The 20,547-nt window shown below is 34.0% G+C and carries 13 protein-coding genes and 1 tRNA gene; 5 read left to right on the forward strand and 9 right to left on the reverse strand.

Annotated elements, in window-relative coordinates; translation table 11 throughout:
- Nucleotides 1–4: 4 nt before the first annotated feature.
- Nucleotides 5–1,969 (forward strand): RagB/SusD family nutrient uptake outer membrane protein, encoded by a 1,965-nt coding sequence (locus tag H8B04_RS06550; protein WP_190301821.1) that lies wholly within the window; start codon nt 5–7, stop codon nt 1,967–1,969.
- Nucleotides 1,970–2,120: 151 nt separating this feature from the next.
- The gene (locus H8B04_RS06555; protein ID WP_223815308.1) at nt 2,121–2,585 is read left to right on the forward strand and encodes a sulfatase-like hydrolase/transferase; all 465 of its coding nucleotides are present in this window, start codon (nt 2,121–2,123) and stop codon (nt 2,583–2,585) included.
- A gap of 1,675 nt (nt 2,586–4,260) precedes the next feature.
- Here the strand turns inward: H8B04_RS06555 and H8B04_RS06560 are convergent.
- The 6 genes from H8B04_RS06560 to H8B04_RS06585 form a co-directional block, all read right to left on the reverse strand.
- Complete coding sequence (locus H8B04_RS06560; protein WP_190301822.1) at nt 4,261–4,482, reverse strand: hypothetical protein; 222 nt, start codon at nt 4,480–4,482, stop codon at nt 4,261–4,263.
- A 165-nt stretch (nt 4,483–4,647) separates the two neighbouring features.
- Entirely contained in the window at nt 4,648–5,784 is a 1,137-nt protein-coding gene (locus tag H8B04_RS06565; protein WP_190301823.1) for a DNA cytosine methyltransferase, read from the reverse strand.
- Nucleotides 5,777–6,850, reverse strand: coding sequence for a PD-(D/E)XK nuclease family protein (locus tag H8B04_RS06570; protein ID WP_190301824.1), 1,074 nt, complete (start codon nt 6,848–6,850; stop codon nt 5,777–5,779). The genes H8B04_RS06565 and H8B04_RS06570 overlap by 8 nt, the downstream gene beginning before the upstream one ends.
- A complete protein-coding gene (locus H8B04_RS06575; protein WP_190301825.1) occupies nt 6,847–12,885 on the reverse strand; it encodes a DEAD/DEAH box helicase in 6,039 nt (2,012 codons plus the stop codon). The genes H8B04_RS06570 and H8B04_RS06575 overlap by 4 nt, the downstream gene beginning before the upstream one ends.
- Nucleotides 12,882–15,725, reverse strand: a complete 2,844-nt coding sequence (locus H8B04_RS06580; RefSeq protein ID WP_190301826.1) for a hypothetical protein — start codon at nt 15,723–15,725, stop codon at nt 12,882–12,884. The genes H8B04_RS06575 and H8B04_RS06580 overlap by 4 nt, the downstream gene beginning before the upstream one ends.
- A gap of 284 nt (nt 15,726–16,009) precedes the next feature.
- Nucleotides 16,010–16,096 (reverse strand) — tRNA-Ser (locus H8B04_RS06585).
- Between the two features lie 78 nt (nt 16,097–16,174).
- On the opposite strand from H8B04_RS06585, the gene H8B04_RS06590 reads away from it, so the two are divergent.
- The 3 genes from H8B04_RS06590 to H8B04_RS06600 are packed head-to-tail and all read left to right on the forward strand — an operon-like array spanning nt 16,175 to nt 19,226.
- A complete protein-coding gene (locus H8B04_RS06590) occupies nt 16,175–16,666 on the forward strand; it encodes a SixA phosphatase family protein (protein ID WP_190301827.1) in 492 nt (163 codons plus the stop codon).
- Nucleotides 16,667–16,686: 20 nt separating this feature from the next.
- Nucleotides 16,687–18,690 carry a thioredoxin domain-containing protein gene (locus tag H8B04_RS06595; protein ID WP_190301828.1) on the forward strand — a complete coding sequence of 668 codons (2,004 nt, stop codon included), beginning with the start codon at nt 16,687–16,689 and terminating at the stop codon, nt 18,688–18,690.
- A 35-nt stretch (nt 18,691–18,725) separates the two neighbouring features.
- Entirely contained in the window at nt 18,726–19,226 is a 501-nt protein-coding gene (locus H8B04_RS06600; protein WP_190301829.1) for an FKBP-type peptidyl-prolyl cis-trans isomerase, read from the forward strand.
- A 170-nt stretch (nt 19,227–19,396) separates the two neighbouring features.
- On the opposite strand, the gene H8B04_RS17460 is transcribed toward H8B04_RS06600, so the two are convergent.
- The 3 genes from H8B04_RS17460 to mnmD all read right to left on the reverse strand — a co-directional run bounded on the left by H8B04_RS17460 (nt 19,397) and on the right by mnmD (nt 20,540).
- Entirely contained in the window at nt 19,397–19,585 is a 189-nt protein-coding gene (locus H8B04_RS17460) for a lipocalin family protein (RefSeq protein WP_190301875.1), read from the reverse strand.
- Nucleotides 19,585–19,755 carry a hypothetical protein gene (locus H8B04_RS06610; RefSeq protein ID WP_190301830.1) on the reverse strand — a complete coding sequence of 57 codons (171 nt, stop codon included), beginning with the start codon at nt 19,753–19,755 and terminating at the stop codon, nt 19,585–19,587. Before H8B04_RS06610 ends, H8B04_RS17460 begins: the two co-directional genes overlap by 1 nt.
- Nucleotides 19,756–19,853: 98 nt before the next feature.
- Nucleotides 19,854–20,540, reverse strand: a complete 687-nt coding sequence (mnmD, locus tag H8B04_RS06615) for a tRNA (5-methylaminomethyl-2-thiouridine)(34)-methyltransferase MnmD (RefSeq protein WP_317166087.1) — start codon at nt 20,538–20,540, stop codon at nt 19,854–19,856.
- Between the last annotated feature and the right edge of the window lie 7 nt (nt 20,541–20,547).

Below are 20,547 nucleotides of genomic sequence, written 5' to 3' on the forward strand. Positions count from 1 at the left end.
CATTATGAAAACTATATATATTAGTGTTCTTCTTGCTTTACTATCTTTTAGTTCGTGTAATAAATTTTTAGATAGAGAGCCATTAGGAGAAATTTCTACAAACACTTACCTCAGAACAGACAATGACTTAGCCGCCTATGCCATAGGTTTATATAATATTTTACCTTCGCATGGGCCAGGAAGTTATGGTCTGGGTATTTTTGCAGTTGATAATGGAACCGATAATCAAGCTGCTACATCTCCAAACACCTTATTTATTCCCGGTCAGACGCGTGTCCCTAATACTGGGGGAGATTGGGACTTCTCTTCCATCCGTTCTGTAAACTACTTTATAAATACAGTAGAACCTCGAATGGAGAATTCTCAAATATCAGGCAACCAAAGTCATGTAAAGCATTATTTAGGGGAAGTATACTTTTTGCGCGCTTTTATTTATTTTAATAAACTCGTGAGTTTGGGAGATTTTCCAATTTTAACGCAGGAAGTTGGTCAGGATTATGCGAGTGTTTTAGAATTTAGCAAAAGGAGACCGCGTAATGAAGTTGCTAGATTTATTTTAGCAGACTTAGATAGAGCATTTTCCTTAATGTTACCCGTTGCACCTGCGCAAAATAGATTATCACGTAATGTAGCTGCATTATTTAAAAGTCGGGTTGCCTTATTTGAAGGTACATGGGAAAAATACCATAAAGGCACCTCTCGAGTGCCCAGAGGACCAGGCTGGCCTGGTGCTGGAGCACCTTATCTTAATGATTTTCAAATAAATATCGATCAAGAGATTAATTTTTTTCTTACACAGGCTAAAGAAGCTGCTAAAGTCGTTGCTGAATCACATTCTCTAGCGGCTAATTATCCTGCCATGTTCAATAGTAACACATTAAATGGAAATCCTGAGGTGCTGCTGTGGCGTGGATATAATGTTAGTACAGATGTTAGTGTCTTTCATTATGTAGTTGGATATATCCAGCGTAATGGAGGTGGGAATTCAGGGTTTACCAAAAGTATGATAGAAGCACATTTAATGGCTAATGGACTACCTATTTATGCTGCCAATTCTGGATATCAAGGAGATAATACCTATGAACATGTATTCCAAGGAAGGGATCCGCGATTAGGATATAATGTTTTAAAAACTGGAGACTTATTGGCAGATGATCCCTCCTTCAATGAATGGGCTGTCAACGGTAAAGGATATTTTTATAGACCACCAATTGTTATTGGGCAACAGGAAAATAGATCCACAACGGGATATTCTGTGAAAAAAGGACATACAGCGGATGCTGCCCAAGCGCCAACTAAACCAAGTACAATCGCAAGTGTTGTTTTCAGAGCTGCCGAGGCCTATTTGAACTATATTGAAGCGGATTATGAATTAACGGGTTTATTAGATCAATCGAGCATTAAATATTGGAAAGCTCTGCGTACACGGAGCGGTCTGAATACTGATATTGACAATACTATTCAGCATACCGATTTATCTAAAGAATCTGACTGGGCTAAATTTTCAGCTGGTAACCTTATCAGTCCTACCTTGTACAATATTAGGCGCGAGCGTAGAATAGAGTTTGCAGCAGAAGCTTTTAGATGGAATGATTTGAAAAGATGGAGAGCATTAGATCAAGTTGTAGATTATCATATCGAAGGATTTAACCTGTGGGATGAAAATTATAAATTATATACTAATCCTTCACATGGCATTGCTCCAATAGCATTAATTGAAAATGGTGCTACCAATTCTAATGTTTCCTCACGCTTGGAAAGTAAATATATTCGGCCGTATAGAGCAAATTCTGGAAACTTGGCTTATAAGGGTTATTCTTGGAATCAGCACAAATACTTAAACCCTATTGCAACAACCCACTTTAGGTTAACAACTATTCAAATAGGAAGTAGGGATTATTCTACATCGGTAATATATCAAAATCCAGGTTGGACAACAGTGGCCAATTCCTTAGCAGATGGCGATTAGTCTTTTTAAGGTTTGTATAATCTTGGAGTTATTTTATTAAAGAACATTAAACATTAGTTTTTAACTTCTATAGCGTGGTGGAATTCGGTGGGTAATTTTATCCACCGAATTGTAATTTTAATATGAAAAAAAAATATACGTTTTTATTTATTTGTCTATAATTAGTCTAGAGGTAGTTTTAGCTCAAAATCAGATTGCCAAGCCTAATATAATTATTATCCTTGCTGACGATTTAGGCTTCAAAGACTTAGGTTTTATGGGGGCTAAATATTACCATACCCCTAATTTGGATCAACTCGCTAAAGCCTCTCATGTCTATTATCAAGCTTATGCAGGGGCCTCAAACTGTGCACCAAGCAGAGCTTGTTTATTAACAGGTCAAAATACCCCGAAGCATGGCATATATACCGTAGGTAGCTCTTCGCGTGGAAATGCTAAAGACAGGAAATTAATACCTGTAGAAAACCAGGAGTTCTTACCGACAAGATTTCCTACAATTGCAACATTTCTTAAAGAGCAGGGCTATAATACTGCTTCTATTGGAAAATGGCACCTTTTTACTACATTGGTTGCTACATTGTTAACTATTAGAACGGTAAGGAATAAACTGGAATAAAATAATTGCCTGCAGATGGTCAACATTGATTAGTTATTTTTATTTAATATTTTAAATATAAAAAGTTTAATTTAAAATTCTGGGTATCTATATGTACTAAATTTTAGAAAATTAGATAATAAAAACTTATATATTCTTTATATAAAGTATGCCATTAAGGTATGAATCATGTTAGCATTAAATCCTAATAAAAATGATAACATAGGCCCTAAAAGTCAGTCTTATTACATGTATAAATTGTTGATACTTTGTTATATTGTTACTTTGATAACATGCAAGTTTATTATAAAAATATTCTATTGTATCTTCTAATTGAATGTTTTGATTTTATGGATTGTTCTATTGTAGAATTAATTTCTTTAAGTTTTGTTAACAAGTCTTTTTGTGGCTTGTTTTGGCTTATACTTTCTTCTATTGCAAGATGTGTTTTTGTACGTACAAAAACTTCTTGCAACTAATAGTTGGGAGGTAACACATCGGAACTCATAAACAAAAGAAAAGCTAAAACATATAAAGAACACATTAAAACTTTTCAAAAATTAATTTAATGTATATCAACAGATTAATCATTGAAAAATATACTTTCATTAAATATTGGCATGGGTAATTCAGAATTGTTGCTCGCCAATTTTTATTTGATATGGAGAAGCTTCATTGCCAACTGCATATGCTAACTATAATGTAAATGATTAGAAAATTTTAAGCCTACGGCGGCTCTATATAGATATAGGCCACAAGGAGACCTATATCGATTTAGAGCTCACTGACACAGTTTGCTTTACACTTCCACTACAGTACATGTATATTATTTATTAGGCCTCTTGAACAGTAAAATTGATTGTAGCTTAATAACTATTCAACTATTTCTTTTGTGACCCAAAGGTCAATTTTAAGTTTTGAATGAAATAAAAACTTAGTTATATTTTTTGTCTAGCTATTTTACTTTGTTACTTTGTTACTTTGTTACTTTGTTACTTTGCTACTTTGATACTTTGATACTTTGTTACTCTGTAATATAGAAGCATTCTTACTAACCATAAATACTAACCATAATTTATAGCTTAGTAAATTCCCTAGATATTTTAAATAAGTGTATAGACCAGTCTAATAGGTTGTAGCTTAATCACTATTCAACAATTATTTGTGACCCAAAGGTCAATTTTTTTTTAGGATCGAATTAAATTCTTAGTTGGATTTCTTTTAGGTAGCGTTTGTTACTTTGATACTTTGCTACTTTGTTACTTTGCTACTTTGTTACTTTGTTACTTTGCAATATACTATGGCTTTAAATAACTTTAATATATAAGCTAAAACCCTTATGTAATCTAAAAATTAGAATCAGTAACAATAGTCTAGGTATGGTCTCTATTTATTTATATTGCAAGATGTGTTATTGTGTACACAATAACTTCTTGCTAGCAACGATCTAGCAAAAAAATCGGAACTTATAAATTAATAAAATTGTCAAAAATGAGTTATTTAACGCTACTGAAAGTGATACATATCAGTATTAAAAAGCAGAAAATAGGGGGTGGAAAAAGTAAACAATTACAAATACTTTCTGTTACTTTTTAGGTGAAAGGAAAGGCATTAAAACGAATTATTTTAAATAATGTTATACTATTTTTTAAGTTTCAGAAACCTAAAATAGACACGAATTATTCGGGCCTATTTATTAATTCAATTGTAAAATATTGAGAACCTCTTCTCTAGTCATAATGGTTTCTTTTCTATTCATAACAAATACTATTTCGTTTTCTTTGCAACGTGTCGGATCAAATTCAGAAAATACAGTTCCATTAGTTAAAGCTAGTAGTTTCATTTCGGAAATACGTTCCTTCATGAGATTTACTTTTTCCTGCAATTGCTGTAAGTATTTTTTATTTTTTATCGTCATCGGGATTTATTCTTACTTGATTTAAAATTACGCGTTGTAAATCATGTTCGTCACGAATATCTTCAATCTTAATGCCATTAATTGGATTATAATATATTGTAAGACGAACTTAGTCATTTTATAATTTCTCCTTTAACCATATTAACTAGCTTTAAGATAATAAAATCACAAATTAGGTATTATTTCATTTACTCTTATAAAATCCTTTAAAGACTCCGCTACCGCTTTTGCTAGAGGAACTGGCACACCATTTCCAATCATTTTAAATTTTTTAGACAAAGAGAGATTTTCAGGAAGAACGTACTCATCAGAAACCCCTTGAATTCTCAATGCTTCTCTAGCAGAAATTCGTCGATGTAAATACGGATGTAAATGAACTTCATTATTTCCATAACATGCCGTTGGACTGTACTTAAAACGATGAAGCCTCTTAAATGAAGGTCTATTTGTTTCTCCCTCATCAATTGTGGCCAATTCACTTAACGGCTTATATAGAGTAAAAAACTCTCCTGCATTAGGAATTTTATCCATCTTATTTAATGGTATTAAACAACTTTCCACACACAGTTCTATCGGAACATTTTTGGGTTTTCTAAGCTTATTACCAAAAGGAGTTTGTTTTCCCCAATTAAACTTTATGGCAGCATTGTAATACTTTTCAGCGACAGGAAATGGAAACCATTTTCCAGACTCTGCTTTCACTCTTAATTTTTTCGATGCACAATCTTTTCTAATACCAATAAAAAAAACACGTTCTCTATGTTGGGGGACTCCGAAATTTAAGGAGTTTAATTTTTCAAAATCCACAATATATTCATTTTCAACATTTTGAAGAATTAATTTCAAATACTCTCTAGTCTCATTTCTTCTAATTAATCCTGGAACGTTTTCCATTACGAAGAACGTAGGTCTAAGTTCTAGAATTTTATTAAAGTAAACTACCGTTAGCTTCCCCCTTTCCCCATTAAAACCTTTTAAAGATCCATTCTGGCTAAAATCTTGACATGGGGGGCCTCCAATCATTCCAAAATGTTCAGGTTTTCCATTTGGAAACGCTTCTAAAATAATTTCCTCTGATTTTACTTCTGTGATTGATTTAGTATTAAAAATTTCTGCTTTAATTCCATTGCCTTGCGATTTCCGCCATGAAGTCATACCAGCAGCATGAAGTTTGGCAAAAATTTCATCAAATTCGTTCGTCCAAATTACTTCAAAACCAGCTTGTTCAAAACCCATATCCATAAAACCTCCTCCAGAAAAAAAAGACAGTATCGGAATTTTATGCTCCTTACGTTTACTCATAAATTACTGTAGTGTCCGTAACAGTATAAACAAAATCTGTTGGTTCCTTTTTTATATTATAAATCCTAATTTGTCTATTCCTGTAATTATTTAGTTTCTCAAAATCTTTCGTAGAAAAATTTTTAATGATTAAATTCTTATTTCCGTTTTGCAAAAATACATTCAAATTCCCATTCTGAAACTTCTTTACGTTATTAACTTCACCAATAACATCATTGTAGGAAAAATCTGTTTCAAGTTTCTTATGGAAGAAAGAGCAAGCTGGCCTATAAAGACAATACTTGCAATTTTCCTGTTTTGGGTTTGCTGAAAATGATTTTGTGTTTATAGAATCATTAGTAGATTTTAAAAGGGTTTTCGCTTCGTCAAAAAGTGATTTACATTCATTAACTGAAAATTCAACGGGAAATTTTTGCTTAGCGAGATCAACTAAACTTAAAGCCGTTGGGAACTTTTTTGTATTTTCAAAATATAAGTAAGCATAAAGTTTAATTTGTTCCTTGTATTCGTTCTTTATTTCTGAATAACTTTCGCCTTCATCATCTAAACAATCTTGTGTGATTGCTCCAGTTTTAAAATCAATTAATTCAATTTCGTTTCCATTTTCAATCACTAAATCAATTTTTCCACCAATCAATTTGTCGTAAGATTCAAACCATTTTTCAGAATGTAATTTGATATTACCTAAAGTTGTTAATTTTTCGGATTCGCTTTTCAAATGCTTTTTTAGTTGTATTTTTTTCAATCCGAAATTTTTCAACTTAACTTTTAACGGAACAAAAAATCCAAAACCTTTCTGTTTTAAATCTTCTTCAAGTGCCTTTATTTGATTGTCAAATTCAAAATTAAAATCATTTTCACTCTTTACAATTCCTTTTGCAATCAGCTCAAACATTTTGTGTAAAACTGTTCCAAAATAGGCATTAGGTGAAAGTGGAAGTAACGGCCTCTTATCAAACGCTTCTGCTAATAGGGACTTATAAGCACAATTTTTCATCGAATAAAATTGGCTTGGTGAAATACGTTTGATTGCCTTAAAATTTATCTCTCCAATTTTATTCATCATCTCTGAATTAATTTTTCATAACACCAACCCGGTCTCCGATGCAAGTTAAAAGTGTCAATTATACTAATTTTTCCTCCATTACATTCTGTATGTTCTTTTATTTCATTGTAAATTTCCGCTAACCAATTTGCTTCTGTGAAATTTCTCATATTCCAAAATGGGTGGACAATCATTATCACATTGCGTTTGTTTTTACCACCAAACTTGATGATTGGCAAACCTTTTATTTCTACTATTTCTGCCGTTTGAGAATTTGAATAAAAAGAGGAATAAAATGAATCGCATAGCTTTATAGCAAATGCAAGCCAATCTTTCAATTCAACATAATTGAAATTTCCGTCCGCACCGCAAACAAAAGTTGAATCATTCATTACACGAAGCATTGATAAACCTAAACGCCAATCAAGCAAACTATGATAATTCATATTCCGAAACACTTTCAAACAATCATAACAAGCATCATCACATTTTCCTTGATGAGTTTCCGAATGAATTTTTCCTAAATAACTATTTGAACTGCTTGGATTTATAGATTCTGAAAGTATGTTTACAAGATTGTTGTATAAATATCTTACAAAGCCGGAACCGTTCGGTAATTCATCACTCAAGATAATTTCAGCAATTCTTCTTCCGTCTTCAAGTTCTTTCATTGAAATATCAGCAATTTCAATTTCTGTTGGGTCAACGTCAAGTTTGTCTGCTAAAATTCTTTGAAGTAAAAATGCTGCGGAATAATAACCGGAACGCACTCCGGTACTTTGTGCTTTGACGTGTGGCAAATCTGTTTCACTAAAAAACATATTCAAGTCAAGTTCATACGGAACGTTTGTCGGTGCAATTCTGAATACCTCTGTGTTTTTATTGCTCGCTAACGCAATTTGCTCGTCTGCACTTGTTGTGATTTGCTGAATAAGCATAGAATAACCATTTTCATCGGGGACATTTGTTGCAAAGTCATTTAATAACCATTGGTTATTGAACCAATATCCTCTTGAATTAAAAGGGAAACGGTTATTTGTATTGTATAGTCGTCCCGTAAAAAATTTATCTGAATTTGTATTCACACGCCAAGTAACATCATTGTCAGAAATAGAAATTGAAGCGTTACTTCTAGTTTCTACGCTTGCAGAACCGATTTTCTCTGCAAAAATTGGCGGACGTGAAAGCAAAAATTCAGAATCATCTTTTGTGTCGCTTCCGGCTGAAAGATTTGTTCTGTATGCTCTTGGCGATTTCAGTTTAAATGGCGGTTGATATTTATTCGAATTGTCTTCACCACAATTTGGACAAACATCCAATTGACTTTGACTTTCCAATTCTGCTTTTCGTTCTTCCGAATACGTTTCAAAAAATCCGCAAGCCCTACAACGCACAAACCAACGGTTAAGTGAAAAGGGAAGTTGATTGGCTGTGTTAGCATTTTTAATTCCATTGTGCACATTGATAAAATCGCTTGTAAAACCAATTACTTGATGAATTGCTTTATCTTTTGTTTTCTGTGCTCCCGGTGCAAATTCATAAATTGCCATTGCTTGTGCTCTGTCAATTGAAAGTGGTTCTGGTTTTCTATTTATACCGTGGTACAAGTTTTTAACTGTGGTCGGCATTCCAAACATCGGCAAAATTCCGCCTTCGGCAAATTTTTCAGAAATGTCATTACTTGCAATTTCTTCATTCTCGATAATGCTTTCTGCTTTTTCAATTAAACCATTCGGTGTTGTTATATCAGCAACCCAATTTACAAATTCATCTTTTTTGTCATTTAGTTGGGGCGTTAGTAATGCATCAACTGTTTGTTCGATGGCAGTTCTGTTTTCATTTATCCAATTAGAAATTTCAGGTTTATAAATCGTCCAACTATCAACTGAACCAAATTCTCCGTGAACACTTGATTTATCATCGGAAGTAATGTTAATTTCTTTTTCAACGTATGCTCTCCGAAAAATTTCTTTTGCAAGCAAACGTTTAAAAATCCTTTCTTGTCCCATTGTCAAGAAAGGTGTTGGTGGGGCATCGCCTGTAATTTTTTGAGGGTTGGCAAAGTAAAACTCATCGTGGCTTCTACCTCTGCAAAATGTCAAAATAACAGAATAAGCTTGTCCTCTACGTCCTGCACGACCAACTCTTTGTTGATAGTTGAAACGTTGCGGCGGCATATTTCCCAACATAACGGCTTGCAATGCACCAATGTCAACACCAACTTCAAGTGTTGTTGTAACGCTCAATAAGTCTATTGTTTTGACTTGTTTGTTGCCTTCATCTGGTAAAATAATATTTCTGAAATGTCTTTGTCTTTCAAATTGGTCATCTGTTTGTCCGGTGAGTTCTTCGCAATGCAAACGGATTGGTTCACGTTGTTGCTTAATAGCGTTGAAAGAAAGATAATTTTCTTTCCAAACATCATCACAAATTCTGTCTGGCTGGTGTTGCAGTGCCGTAACAGAATGAGTGCAAATTCCACCGCTAAAATGTAAGTGTGGTCTGCTTCCTCTTTGACTTGTCCAAATTGGATCCGTTGAACGTGCTACTTTGATAAAAAGGTTTTCAATTTGAATGCCTGTGTCGCCTCTCAATAAACTACTTGTTGAAAGCGTATTAAAAACAGCATCGCCAATTTCGTTTTGATTTTTTGAATACCTTGTTTCAACTGCTCGAATATATTTTTTGACCTTACCGGGAAAATCGTTGTATTGCGTAAAGTTGAATGAACTTGCGTCTTCAACTTTGTTGTGTTTGTATTTATCACCTAAAATCCTGATTGTGGAATTTAGGATTTGTAAAAAATCATCTTTTGCTAAAGCAACAGTTCTTGCTTGGTCTGTGATAACCTGTAATTCAGGGTTTATACAAACATAACCCAATGCGGAAGATTCAAACGAATAAAACAGCGAACCGAAAAACATTGTAGCGAGTCCGTCAAATGAACCTTCTTTCAATGCGTCAATGTAATCTTGGTTTGCACCGGTAGCCCATTGAAAATTTGTAAAATCAATAAGGTCATACCAAGGAACAAAATTGTTGTTCAATAACCTTGTTTGCAATGAAATGTCATTACCACCTGGATTTATTCCTAGACCAACAAAGTGTTTAATGAGTGGTGCAAGATTTAATGAATTTGTGATGTGAACTAAACTTCTTACATTTAAAGTCAGCGAACGGATTTCGTTCAACTTTATTTCAGCTTCTTGTTTTTCTCGTATGCGGCTTGCGTTTGTTCCTGTGTAAGCGGAATTTTCAGCTAAGTATTCAATTTCATCAAAAATTGTTTGCGATTGCTCTTTTAGCTCTTGTTGTCTTGCTGTATTTCCTTTGTCAAAAGCATCTACAATTTGAAAACGGAACATCAAGTTTGAATGTAATTCTTTGACTAAAATTTCACGCACTAAATCAGAAAAATGATTGCGTTCAATGCCGTTTGCAATTTGGGCTGCATCTTCTCGGCTATCAGAAAAAACGACTAATTTTCTTTCGGCTTCGTTCCTCGGAAGTTGATACATCAGTTCTTTTGCAAACATTTGTGTTGTTTTAGCGAAACCGGTTCTAAAACCACGAATAGAAGAAGTTTTATTTTTATTCCAATCTTGTCGTCTTTTTTGATGATTTACGCCACAGCTTGGACAAACGCTTGGTAATGCTTTGTGTGTTTCAATCGTAGAAATGTTTCCATTTGCATCAGGCAAAGCAATGTCACGATTTGAATTGTTTGTAATGATGAAATAATATCCTTTTATCCATTGTTCAGGTTTTTCCTCCGCCTTGTTATGTGAATTATCAATGTCGCCCGAAATACAATTCAGTGAAGCGGGAATCCAATCTGCAAGAAAATCAGTTTGATTAAAACCGTTCATAGTTGGTTGTCGCCAACCAACTTGCGGAATACCTGCTTCCGCATCGTGTGGCGTGTATTGTTGATTTCCGCAAGCCCAAAATACAGCGTATTCTTGGTAACTTCGCCTTTCAACTAATTTTGCAGGCGTTTTTTCAGGAATACCTTCAATGTTAGGGCTAATCGGAAGCATTTCAAAAGAGTTGTTTCCCGATTCATTTCTTGTTACCAATCGGCTACCACCAAATAAGGTTGTTCCGCAATTATCACAATAGAGCAATTCTAAAACACGGTTTCCATTTTCCGAATTTATACGTGTGGTAGGATATAATTTTCCAACTGTTCTTTCTTCGTCTGAATATGCTTCGTCAATTTCATCTGACTTAACAGAAGCCCAAATTCCTTCGATGTTTCTAAAGAAATAGTGAAATCTAAAACGTGGTAACTTCCTATCGTCAGGAATTGTTTTTGCAATGTCTTCAAATTCTTTTTCATCTAACATCGCTCTTACAATCAACAAACCACGCAAAGCATTTTCTAAATCTTCTTTATCCATTGTGTTTTCAAAGATTGTTTCAGCAAAATATTTTCCGTTATCATCATCACCGTTTGCTTGGGTTGAACAAACTGCTTTGTAATCTTGACAAGGCAAAAACAAACGTTCTTTTAATTGAAAGCTTGGATTGAGTATTAATGAAAGTAGTTTTGCAATCCCGACACCATCTTGAGGTAAACTGAAAATTTTTGCAAGTTGTGTTGCACTTGCTTCGCAGGTTGAAATAAAATTTACGTCCGTAATATTTCCTTTTACTTCCGAAAATTTTTCTGCAATTTCTTTAAAAGGATTTATTGGGAGTTTTTTTCCATTTTCAGGAAATGCAGTAATCGGATTATTTTTTCCTTCAATAATTTTGAATTTTTGAAGGAAATGTTCTTGGCTCACACCAAAAAAATCACACACAAAATTTTTACTTGCCTCGTCACCTGCCTCTAATGATGCACTTGAAGCAAGGATTCTCAATTGTGGATGATGTGGATTTAAACCCAAACGATTAAGAACAAGCTTTAGCAAATAAGCAACCTCTGTACCTTGTGTACCTCTATACAAGTGCAATTCATCAATGATTAAGTGAAAAATGTTATTTTCGCTTTCTTCCAACCATTGTTTTGTTTCATCAAAAATTCCTTTGTCAATATCACGCATTAACATTATACTCAACATTGAATAGTTTGTAATCATAATATCGGGTGGCGTAACTTGCATATCAAAACGACTTCTCATTTCTGCACCGTCTAAGCGTTGGAAAAATGATTTTAAATCTTTTGCATCGTTTCCTGTTTTTCCTGTTTGCTGAATGTATTGTGCTACACGATTTGTATCCGTTTCAATTTGTTGTAACTGTTTTTTGAGTTGATTTACTTTGTTGGTATTGATTACAAAAGTTCCGTCATCTTTTATTTTCTTCAACTCACCGGCAACAGGCGAACTTCCGTTATATCGTCCAAAATAAATTTTATTTCCGTTTGTGTTTTTGCTCAACCAATTTCTTGTATCGTCAGAATCTAACGCTTTACGCAAACGGCTCATTTGGTCTTCCACCAAAGCGTTCATCGGATATAGAATCAATGCCCTTACCCCGGCTTTTCGTGTTTCGTGATTGCGTTGTCTTACTTCGTTGCTTAACGTAAAATTTGAAGTATTGACAATTTGCCTTGCAGGAAGTCCATCATTTTCACGCCACCAAGTATTTATACTTACAGATTGTTGATTGGGGGCTGACCAATTTGCAAGTTCTTTTGCAAGTTGAGCAAACAACGGAAGCAAAAAAGATTCTGTTTTTCCTGAACCTGTACCGGAAGTGATAATGCAATTATTTCCTAACAATGCTTGTTTCAACATTTCCGCTTGGTGCGAATGCAAAGGAAAATTCCCTACAAGCCCGGTATTTACAATTCCTTTGAATGTTTCGACTTCTCCTTCATTTAAAGCATTTCCTAAATCTTCGGCTGTTAAGTCACTTATTTTTTTTCCACTTGAAACATAGTCGGGCAATGGCTCAATCCAAGGTTTACGATAAAAAACTTTGTCATAATTCAGTAAATCGTAACGCTCTTTTTCAACGCCTTCAAACTTTGTTCCGAACGCTGTTTTAACATAGCGGATAAAATTTTCTTTTATGGTTTCAAATGAACCTATTGGATCCTTCATATTGATGTACTTATTGGTGTTTGGCCTAATTTTAATCTAAATAAGTTTTGAGTGAAAATACCAACTACATTTTCATAAACTCTATATTTTTTACCATCAATTTTTCTGAAGTCAGGTGCTTTACCGCTTAACAACATAATAGCTTCCGACAACAATCTTGGTAAAGGAGTTGCAACAGGAATTGCAACTTTATTTCTTGCATTGTCAAACAAAATGACTTCTTTTTGAAAATGTTTCAATGCAATGAATCTTCCCCAATTCATATCCACTTTATAGCATTTGTTATCTTTCCAAAGTTTGAATTCATATGTGTATTCATTCAGTTTGTATCTAACCAATGAGATTGATTTATCAAAAGTTGGCGTTTCAATTTTGTCAAATTCTAACGTTTCAGGATTGAAAACGTATCTCGCCCAATCGTAATCATTTTGATTAGCTTCTTGTAATGTTTCTTCGTAATCCGTAATTGTTGCAGAAAAATCTTGCAATGCAACTTGCGGATAATAATCCGTTGTAAATTTTATATTCAATTCGTTTGCAAATGCATTAATACTTTTTTCTCCATAGGAATCATTTGCTTGTTGAAAAGCTTGTATGGTAATTACATCAGGCAACAACAACCTTTCGTTTGAAGAAAATTGTTTTGTAATTTCTACTTGCAAATTATACTTTGCTGATGTGGTTATGATTTTTTCAATTAAAGCAGTATCTCTTGCTCCAATTAGTAAAACTCTTCTTCCTTTTTCTGTCGGGATAAAAATAAATTGCGGTGGATTTAAAACAATCTTTTTCGATTCATAATCGTAATCAAGTATTCCGGTGAAATCGTAAAAATTCAATGACGCTCTTTTTAATTTTGTAAGATTATAGTTTGCGTTTGTTTGATGCTCTGGAAACTCTTTTGAATAGAAAAACTCAAATGCTCTGAAAAATTCTTCGGTTGTTAACTCGCTTTTCATAGACAGGAAATTACAAAGATTATTTCCATTGTGATTGTTGAAAATAGCAGTTGAACACTTCGGTTGTGTTTCTTGAAATGTAGAAGTAAAAAGTGAACTATAAGTAGAGATATATCTTTGGCTAGACCTCATTGGATTTATAATGTTGCTACCCAAGCAAAACTGCTCTAAATCTGTTGTAACATTTCGTCCAAATGAATCTCGTTTCGGTAAATTTAAGCCGTCAACTTTTATTGCAGTATTATCTGATGAAACAAGGTTGTATGCAAGTGCATTCCCTGAAAATGTTTCATCTTCAACTTTTATGTGGAAATCGGTATTTAATGCCATTTTTTCGGGTAACAACCAACGGTTGTTGAGCGACTTTTTTTTAGAAAGAAAAATTTTTTCGTCCGCATCTTTGTATTGCAAATACACTTTTTCGTTTCCGTCTGAATTTACAATTTCAACTTCCGGTAAAAAATCATTAGAGTAGGTTCTGAAATTTACTTTTAGCCCTCCAACTAATTCAATTCGCTTTTCGGTGTAGAGTGTAAGAAATGGAATTTCGGCAAGTCCTTGTGTTGGGTTACGAAACCAAAACAAAGAATAGTTTTCAGGTAAGCCGTCAAAATCTTCTTGCTTAAAATTTCCGTTGCCAAATGTTTTGCCCCACTCTTTAATTAGTTCTTGTTTGTCATTTTTGCATAGCAAGTACATTCGTTCTGTTTTTGAAAGAAAGTCCGTTTCAATCCAAAAATCATTACTCAACTGAAATGTTCCCGCACTGACAAATAATCTTACATCACGGTTTGGGAATTTCGCAATCCATTTGTTGAAATTGTCTTTCAGTTCTAGTGTTTCGTTAAATTCAAGCGGTAGTGTTTTAGACCAACCGTTAATTTCATACAAGTTTTCGTGTTCGCCAAATTTCAAATCTTCCGGATAATCATTTGAAGAATACATTCTATAAGAAAACGAAATGACTTCATCATTTGTGTTTACTTTGAACTGAAGAAACAAAGGTGCAACGGTATAATTTCTTTTCTTTCTTGTTGTTGTTCCTTCTTCAATTTCTTCGTGTGTTTCGCCTGACCATTTTTTGTATTGACGTTGGATTGTTTGAATGATTGATTTGGACAACTCATCATCTTTTTTCAAAAAATCTAACGTGCTTTTCGGAATTAAATCTGATCTACTGTTTTTGATTTTTTCTTGTAAAAACTTGTCATCGTAAAACGCGTTCGGCACTAAACCAATAGATTCAAATAATACCGGTAAACGGGTTAAAAATTTTGGTGACAGAACACATTGAGAAAAAACTTTTCCAACATAAACCCAATTTGCGTTTTGAAATGGAATTACATTGAACAAACCTAAATCGCCATTGTTTTTTACATTAGCCCAATTCGCTAAATCATCCCACAAACAATTTATTTGATTGTTGCTAAAATCGGTTGTTCCGATGTTTTCCTTTATTTGATGACTCTGCAGAAAAGTATTAAGCCTTCCGTAATAGTTGTTTGTTCTTAGGTTAGTGTTGTCAAGACTTTCAATTAACGGAAGCACAATGAAAGTCAAATAAGAAATGTAAGGAGGATATAAAACAGGCACATCTTCTATTGTGGCAAATGTTCCGTCCGCTTTCTTTATACCAACAAGACTCATTTTAGAATGGGCGTGTTTTGCTTTTGCAATAACATTTCCTTTTGCACCCGGAATACCACGTTTAATAGAATTAATAAAATCAGTCCAAATTTCGTCCTCTGTTTCTTCGTTGAAATATTTTCTTGATAAATCAATAATATCATTCTTGGTTAAATACAAATAAACTTCTTTTCCAGCATTTTCAGGATTGAAAAAATAAGACGATATTATATTATTCCACTCTAAATACTTCATTAAAATCTAATATTAATATTGGGTCTTGCCGAATAATTGATTACGCTTAAAAATAGAGAATATTTTACGATTTAAAAGAGGGATTTCCGTAAAAACTAATGTTTTGTAAAATACATATAAATAATTGAAGTTATAAAATGGAGAGGAAGTAAAATTACTTTAATTTTTAACAGAATTAAAATACAATAGAACATACAACAGCAAAATCTCTCCCCTAATCATTCCCCTTAAGTTTATAAAACAACAAAACCAGCTGAAAATCAGTTGGTTTTGTTGTAATCAAGCAGAGAGGAAGGGATTCGAACCCTCGATACGGTTGCCCGTATACTACCTTTCCAGGGTAGCTCCTTCAACCACTCGGACACCTCTCTGTCGGCAAAAATAAACAAAAGCTGCATATCTAAAAGAGATAATTCATTTTTATTTTTTAAATATCTTATCTTTAAGATATGCCAAAGAAAATACTATACCTAATTCGTCATGGAAAAGCAGAAGATCACTCCTTTCTAAGGAGAGATTATGAACGGAATCTGGTGGAGAAAGGAATAAGCAGAAGTCAGATCGTGGCACAAAAGATTAAAAAGCAACTTTCTAAGGAGGAAATCTTAGTTGTAAGTTCTAGTGCTAACCGAGCATTACAAACTGCAGAAGTATTTGGTGAAATACTGGGGTATTCCAAGAGTGAGATTCAACAGGAAAGAAGCATCTACGAAGCTTATTATACCGAAATTTTAAAGGTAATTAACAAAGTCGACGATAATGTAAATACACTCTTTATTTTGGGACATAATCCTGGCTTGTCGGATTTAACTAATTACCTGTGTAATTCTTATATAGACCTTAAAACGTCTCATACTGCCAAAATAATTTTACCAGAAGGATTTAATTTCAGCGAAGTTTCAGGTAGTACCTGCCAACTTGAGAGTGTTATTACAGAATAAATTTCTGTACCTTCGTATATATGGCAAACAAACTTCAAAACGAAAATTCTCCATATCTTAAACAGCATGCACATAATCCCGTGCATTGGTTTCCTTGGGGACAAGAAGCACTCACCAAAGCTAAAGAAGAAAATAAGCTTATCATCATAAGTATTGGATATTCTGCCTGTCATTGGTGCCATGTCATGGAACGAGAAAGCTTTGAAAACGAAGCTATTGCCCAGACCATGAATAAATTCTATGTCTCGATAAAAATCGATAGAGAAGAAAGACCTGATATTGACCAAATCTATATGATTGCGGTACAATTAATGACAAATGCTGGAGGTTGGCCTTTGAATGTTATTTGTTTGCCTGACGGAAGACCTATATATGGAGGCACGTATTTCAAGCCACAAGATTGGCAAAATGTATTATTACAAATTGCACAAATGTGGGGAGAAACGCCCGAAACTGCCATTGATTATGCAGAACGCTTAACAGCAGGGATTAATAAAGCCGAAAAATTACCTATCGCTCCTATTCCGGAAGAATATACTTTACAGGATATAAAATCCATTGTATTGCCTTGGAAAGAACAGTTTGACCTTCGCAATGGTGGTTATCGACGAGCACCTAAATTTCCTCTTCCCAACAATTGGTTATTTTTCCTTCGATATGCGGTATTAGCTAATGATGAAGAAACGCTTAATCACGTCCATTTTACACTCGAAAAAATAGCAAATGGAGGCATCTACGACCACATAGGAGGCGGTTTCGCACGCTATTCTGTTGATGGTAAATGGCACGTTCCGCATTTTGAGAAAATGCTCTATGACAATGGACAGTTAATCAGTCTGTATAGCGAAGCATATCAACAAAAACCTAATCCGATTTATAAAAATGTAGTTTTCGAAACAATTGCATGGGCAAAACGAGAAATGCTAGCCGATAACGGAGGATTTTATTCTGCTCTTGATGCCGATAGTGAAGGAGTGGAAGGTAAGTTCTACACTTTCGAGTATAACGAGTTTGATATTTTGGGTGAAGATGCTGACTTGGCAAGAGCTTATTATAATATAACCCCAAACGGAAATTGGTCCGAAGAACAAATCAATATTCCTTTTGTTGATACTGCAAACAATAATTTGATTCAAAAAGCAGGATTCACAACAGAAGAATGGGACAACTATCTTCAAGAGATTAAATCCAAATTATTAGTTTATCGCAGTAATCGCGTGCGTCCAGGGTTAGATCACAAGCAACTGACCACTTGGAATTCGTTATTGCTGAAAGGTTTGGTAGATGCATATAAGGTATTTGGAGATCAAGAACATTTAGACTTAGCCTTAAATATTGCACAATTTATTCAAAACTATTGTACCCAAAACAATAATGAGTTACTTCATCAACCAGAAGATTCCAATCGTAGGATAGAAGGATTTTTGGACGATTATGCATTCACTATTGAAGCTTATATTTCCCTTTATGAAGCGACTTTTGATGAAAGCTGGGTATATAAAGCAAAAGACCTGGCTAATAAAGCGATAGAATTATTTTATGATGCCGCTACAAAAACTTTTTACTATACAGCTTCTAATGCAGAAGAGCTGATTGCCCGTAAAAGTGAAATCATGGACAATGTGATTCCTGCTTCCTCGTCAACGATAGTGCGTCAACTTTATAAATTAGGCTTGCTATTAGATCAAGAAGACTTTACCGCAATTGCAGATCAAGTATTTGCCAATGTATTTCCCTATATTAAGAGCTATGGCTCGGCTTATTCGAATTGGGCGATACAATTATTGGAACACCATTATGGAACCAACGAAATCGCATTGACAGGAGAAAATGCTTTAGAATGGCGCAAAGAGTTGGATAGACAAACTTATATTCCTAATAAAATTGTTCTGGGAGGAACAAAAAGTACACTTCCTTTGTTAATAAATAAAGAACAATTGGAGTCAAAAGCATACCTTTGTCGTAACAAAACCTGTAGTCTTCCGCAATCGTCGATTACACACTTATTAGAATTAATCAAATAAAAACGAGATGGATAGCATCTCATAACAATTACAAAATGGCAATAGAAAACAACAACGTTGTAACGTTGAATTACATTCTTCACACAATCGAAGAAAACGGTGAAAAAACATTTGTTGAACAAACGACTACAGAAAATCCTTTAACATTCTTATATGGTGTAGGTATGATGTTACCTAAATTCGAAGAAAACATCGCAGGATTAAACGAAGGTGACAAAACATCTTTTGACTTAGCTGCTGCTAATGCTTACGGCGAAAGAGATGACAGAGCTATCGCTCAATTACCTGCTGATATGTTCAAAGAAACTGGTTTACCTCCATTAGGTGAAGTATTACCATTACAAGATAATCAAGGAAATCAATTCCGCGCAGTAGTAGTAGATGTTACTCCAGAAGCTGTTGTTGCTGACTTGAACCACCCAATGGCTGGTAAAACTTTAAGCTTCGAAATCGAAGTATTAAACGTACGTCCTGCTACTCAAGAAGAATTGTCTCATGGACATGCGCACGGTATCGACGGTACTCAAGGTCACTAATTTTTGCAAGTGAAACATAAAAAGCAAGCCAAATGGCTCGCTTTTTATGTTTCATATTATTTTTTATTAATTCCAAAGTAGCTCTTTCTATACCATCTTCATCGGACTCTCCCTCAAAAATTAAATACAGCTTATTATTCTTAATGAGATATTCAAATTCCATTTCGAATTCAAAACTCATTCCTTCGTAACCCCCCTTTAAATGAGATTGTTAAAATTTTTCCTGCTACAGAATAGGTAAAATTCTCAGTAGTCCATTCTCCATCTTCAAACGATCTTAAAGAGCCAGTTTTATCTGCTTTAAAAACATAAGTTTGCTTTTCCTCCGTATCCGTATAATTGATGATGTCTGAATCAATTAATTTCCCCTAGCATCGAATAATTCATATTTCTCCAATAGTGATTCCCAAGTACCTATTATGTTAACTTGTTGAGTCGTCTCTGAATCAGGAGAATTGTAATCGTTCTTATCACATAATACAATGAAGGTGAAAGATGCAAAAAAGAAAATAAGGGCTTTAGCGTTCATGCGAAATTTTAAGTTAAAATATTATCACATAAAAATATACACTTACAATTTAATTAAGATTAATTATTATCCAATTATTCATCTCTGTAAGTAATACACTACAATTTTAACGCTCGCAACATTTCTCTTTTTCCAGGAGCTCCAGGCGCTTTTTCGATGGAGAATCCAAGGGCTTTCATACTTCTTTTTAGATTTCCTGTAATCGCATAAGTAACAAATACTCCTCCAGGCTTTAAGAAACTAGTTACATGAGCTAATGTCTCATCAGACCACATTTCCGGCTGGTGAATCGCAGCGAAAGCATCAAAATAAATCACATCAAACAACTTTGTCGATGCAAATTCCAAAACTTTAGTATGCGCTATTTGTAAGTGGATAGATTCATTTATAATAACATCATTTTTCAATGCTTTGTCATACTGTTCACAATAAGCATCCCAAATTTCTGAAGACACATATTCGTTATATCCAATATTTTCAATTACTGCTTTGTCCAATGGATAAGCTTCAATACCACAATAATCCAATTTTATATTTTCAGCAGCACAATAATCTGCCGTCAATATAAAATTCAAGCCTGTACCAAATCCAATTTCTAAAATAGAAGCCTCTTTTATATTTTCCTTTTCTAAATAAAATTGTAATCCAGTTTTTAGAAAAACATGCTTACTTTCTTTCAAAGCACCATGTTTAGAATGATAATTTTCACCTATTTGAGCATTAAAAATCGTTTTGGAGCCATCGCCTGTCGTCACAAAATCCATAATCCATAATTTTTGTGTCAAATCTAAA

Origin of the sequence: Sphingobacterium litopenaei (assembly GCF_014692495.1) — a bacterium.
Lineage (GTDB): Bacteria > Bacteroidota > Bacteroidia > Sphingobacteriales > Sphingobacteriaceae > Sphingobacterium > Sphingobacterium litopenaei.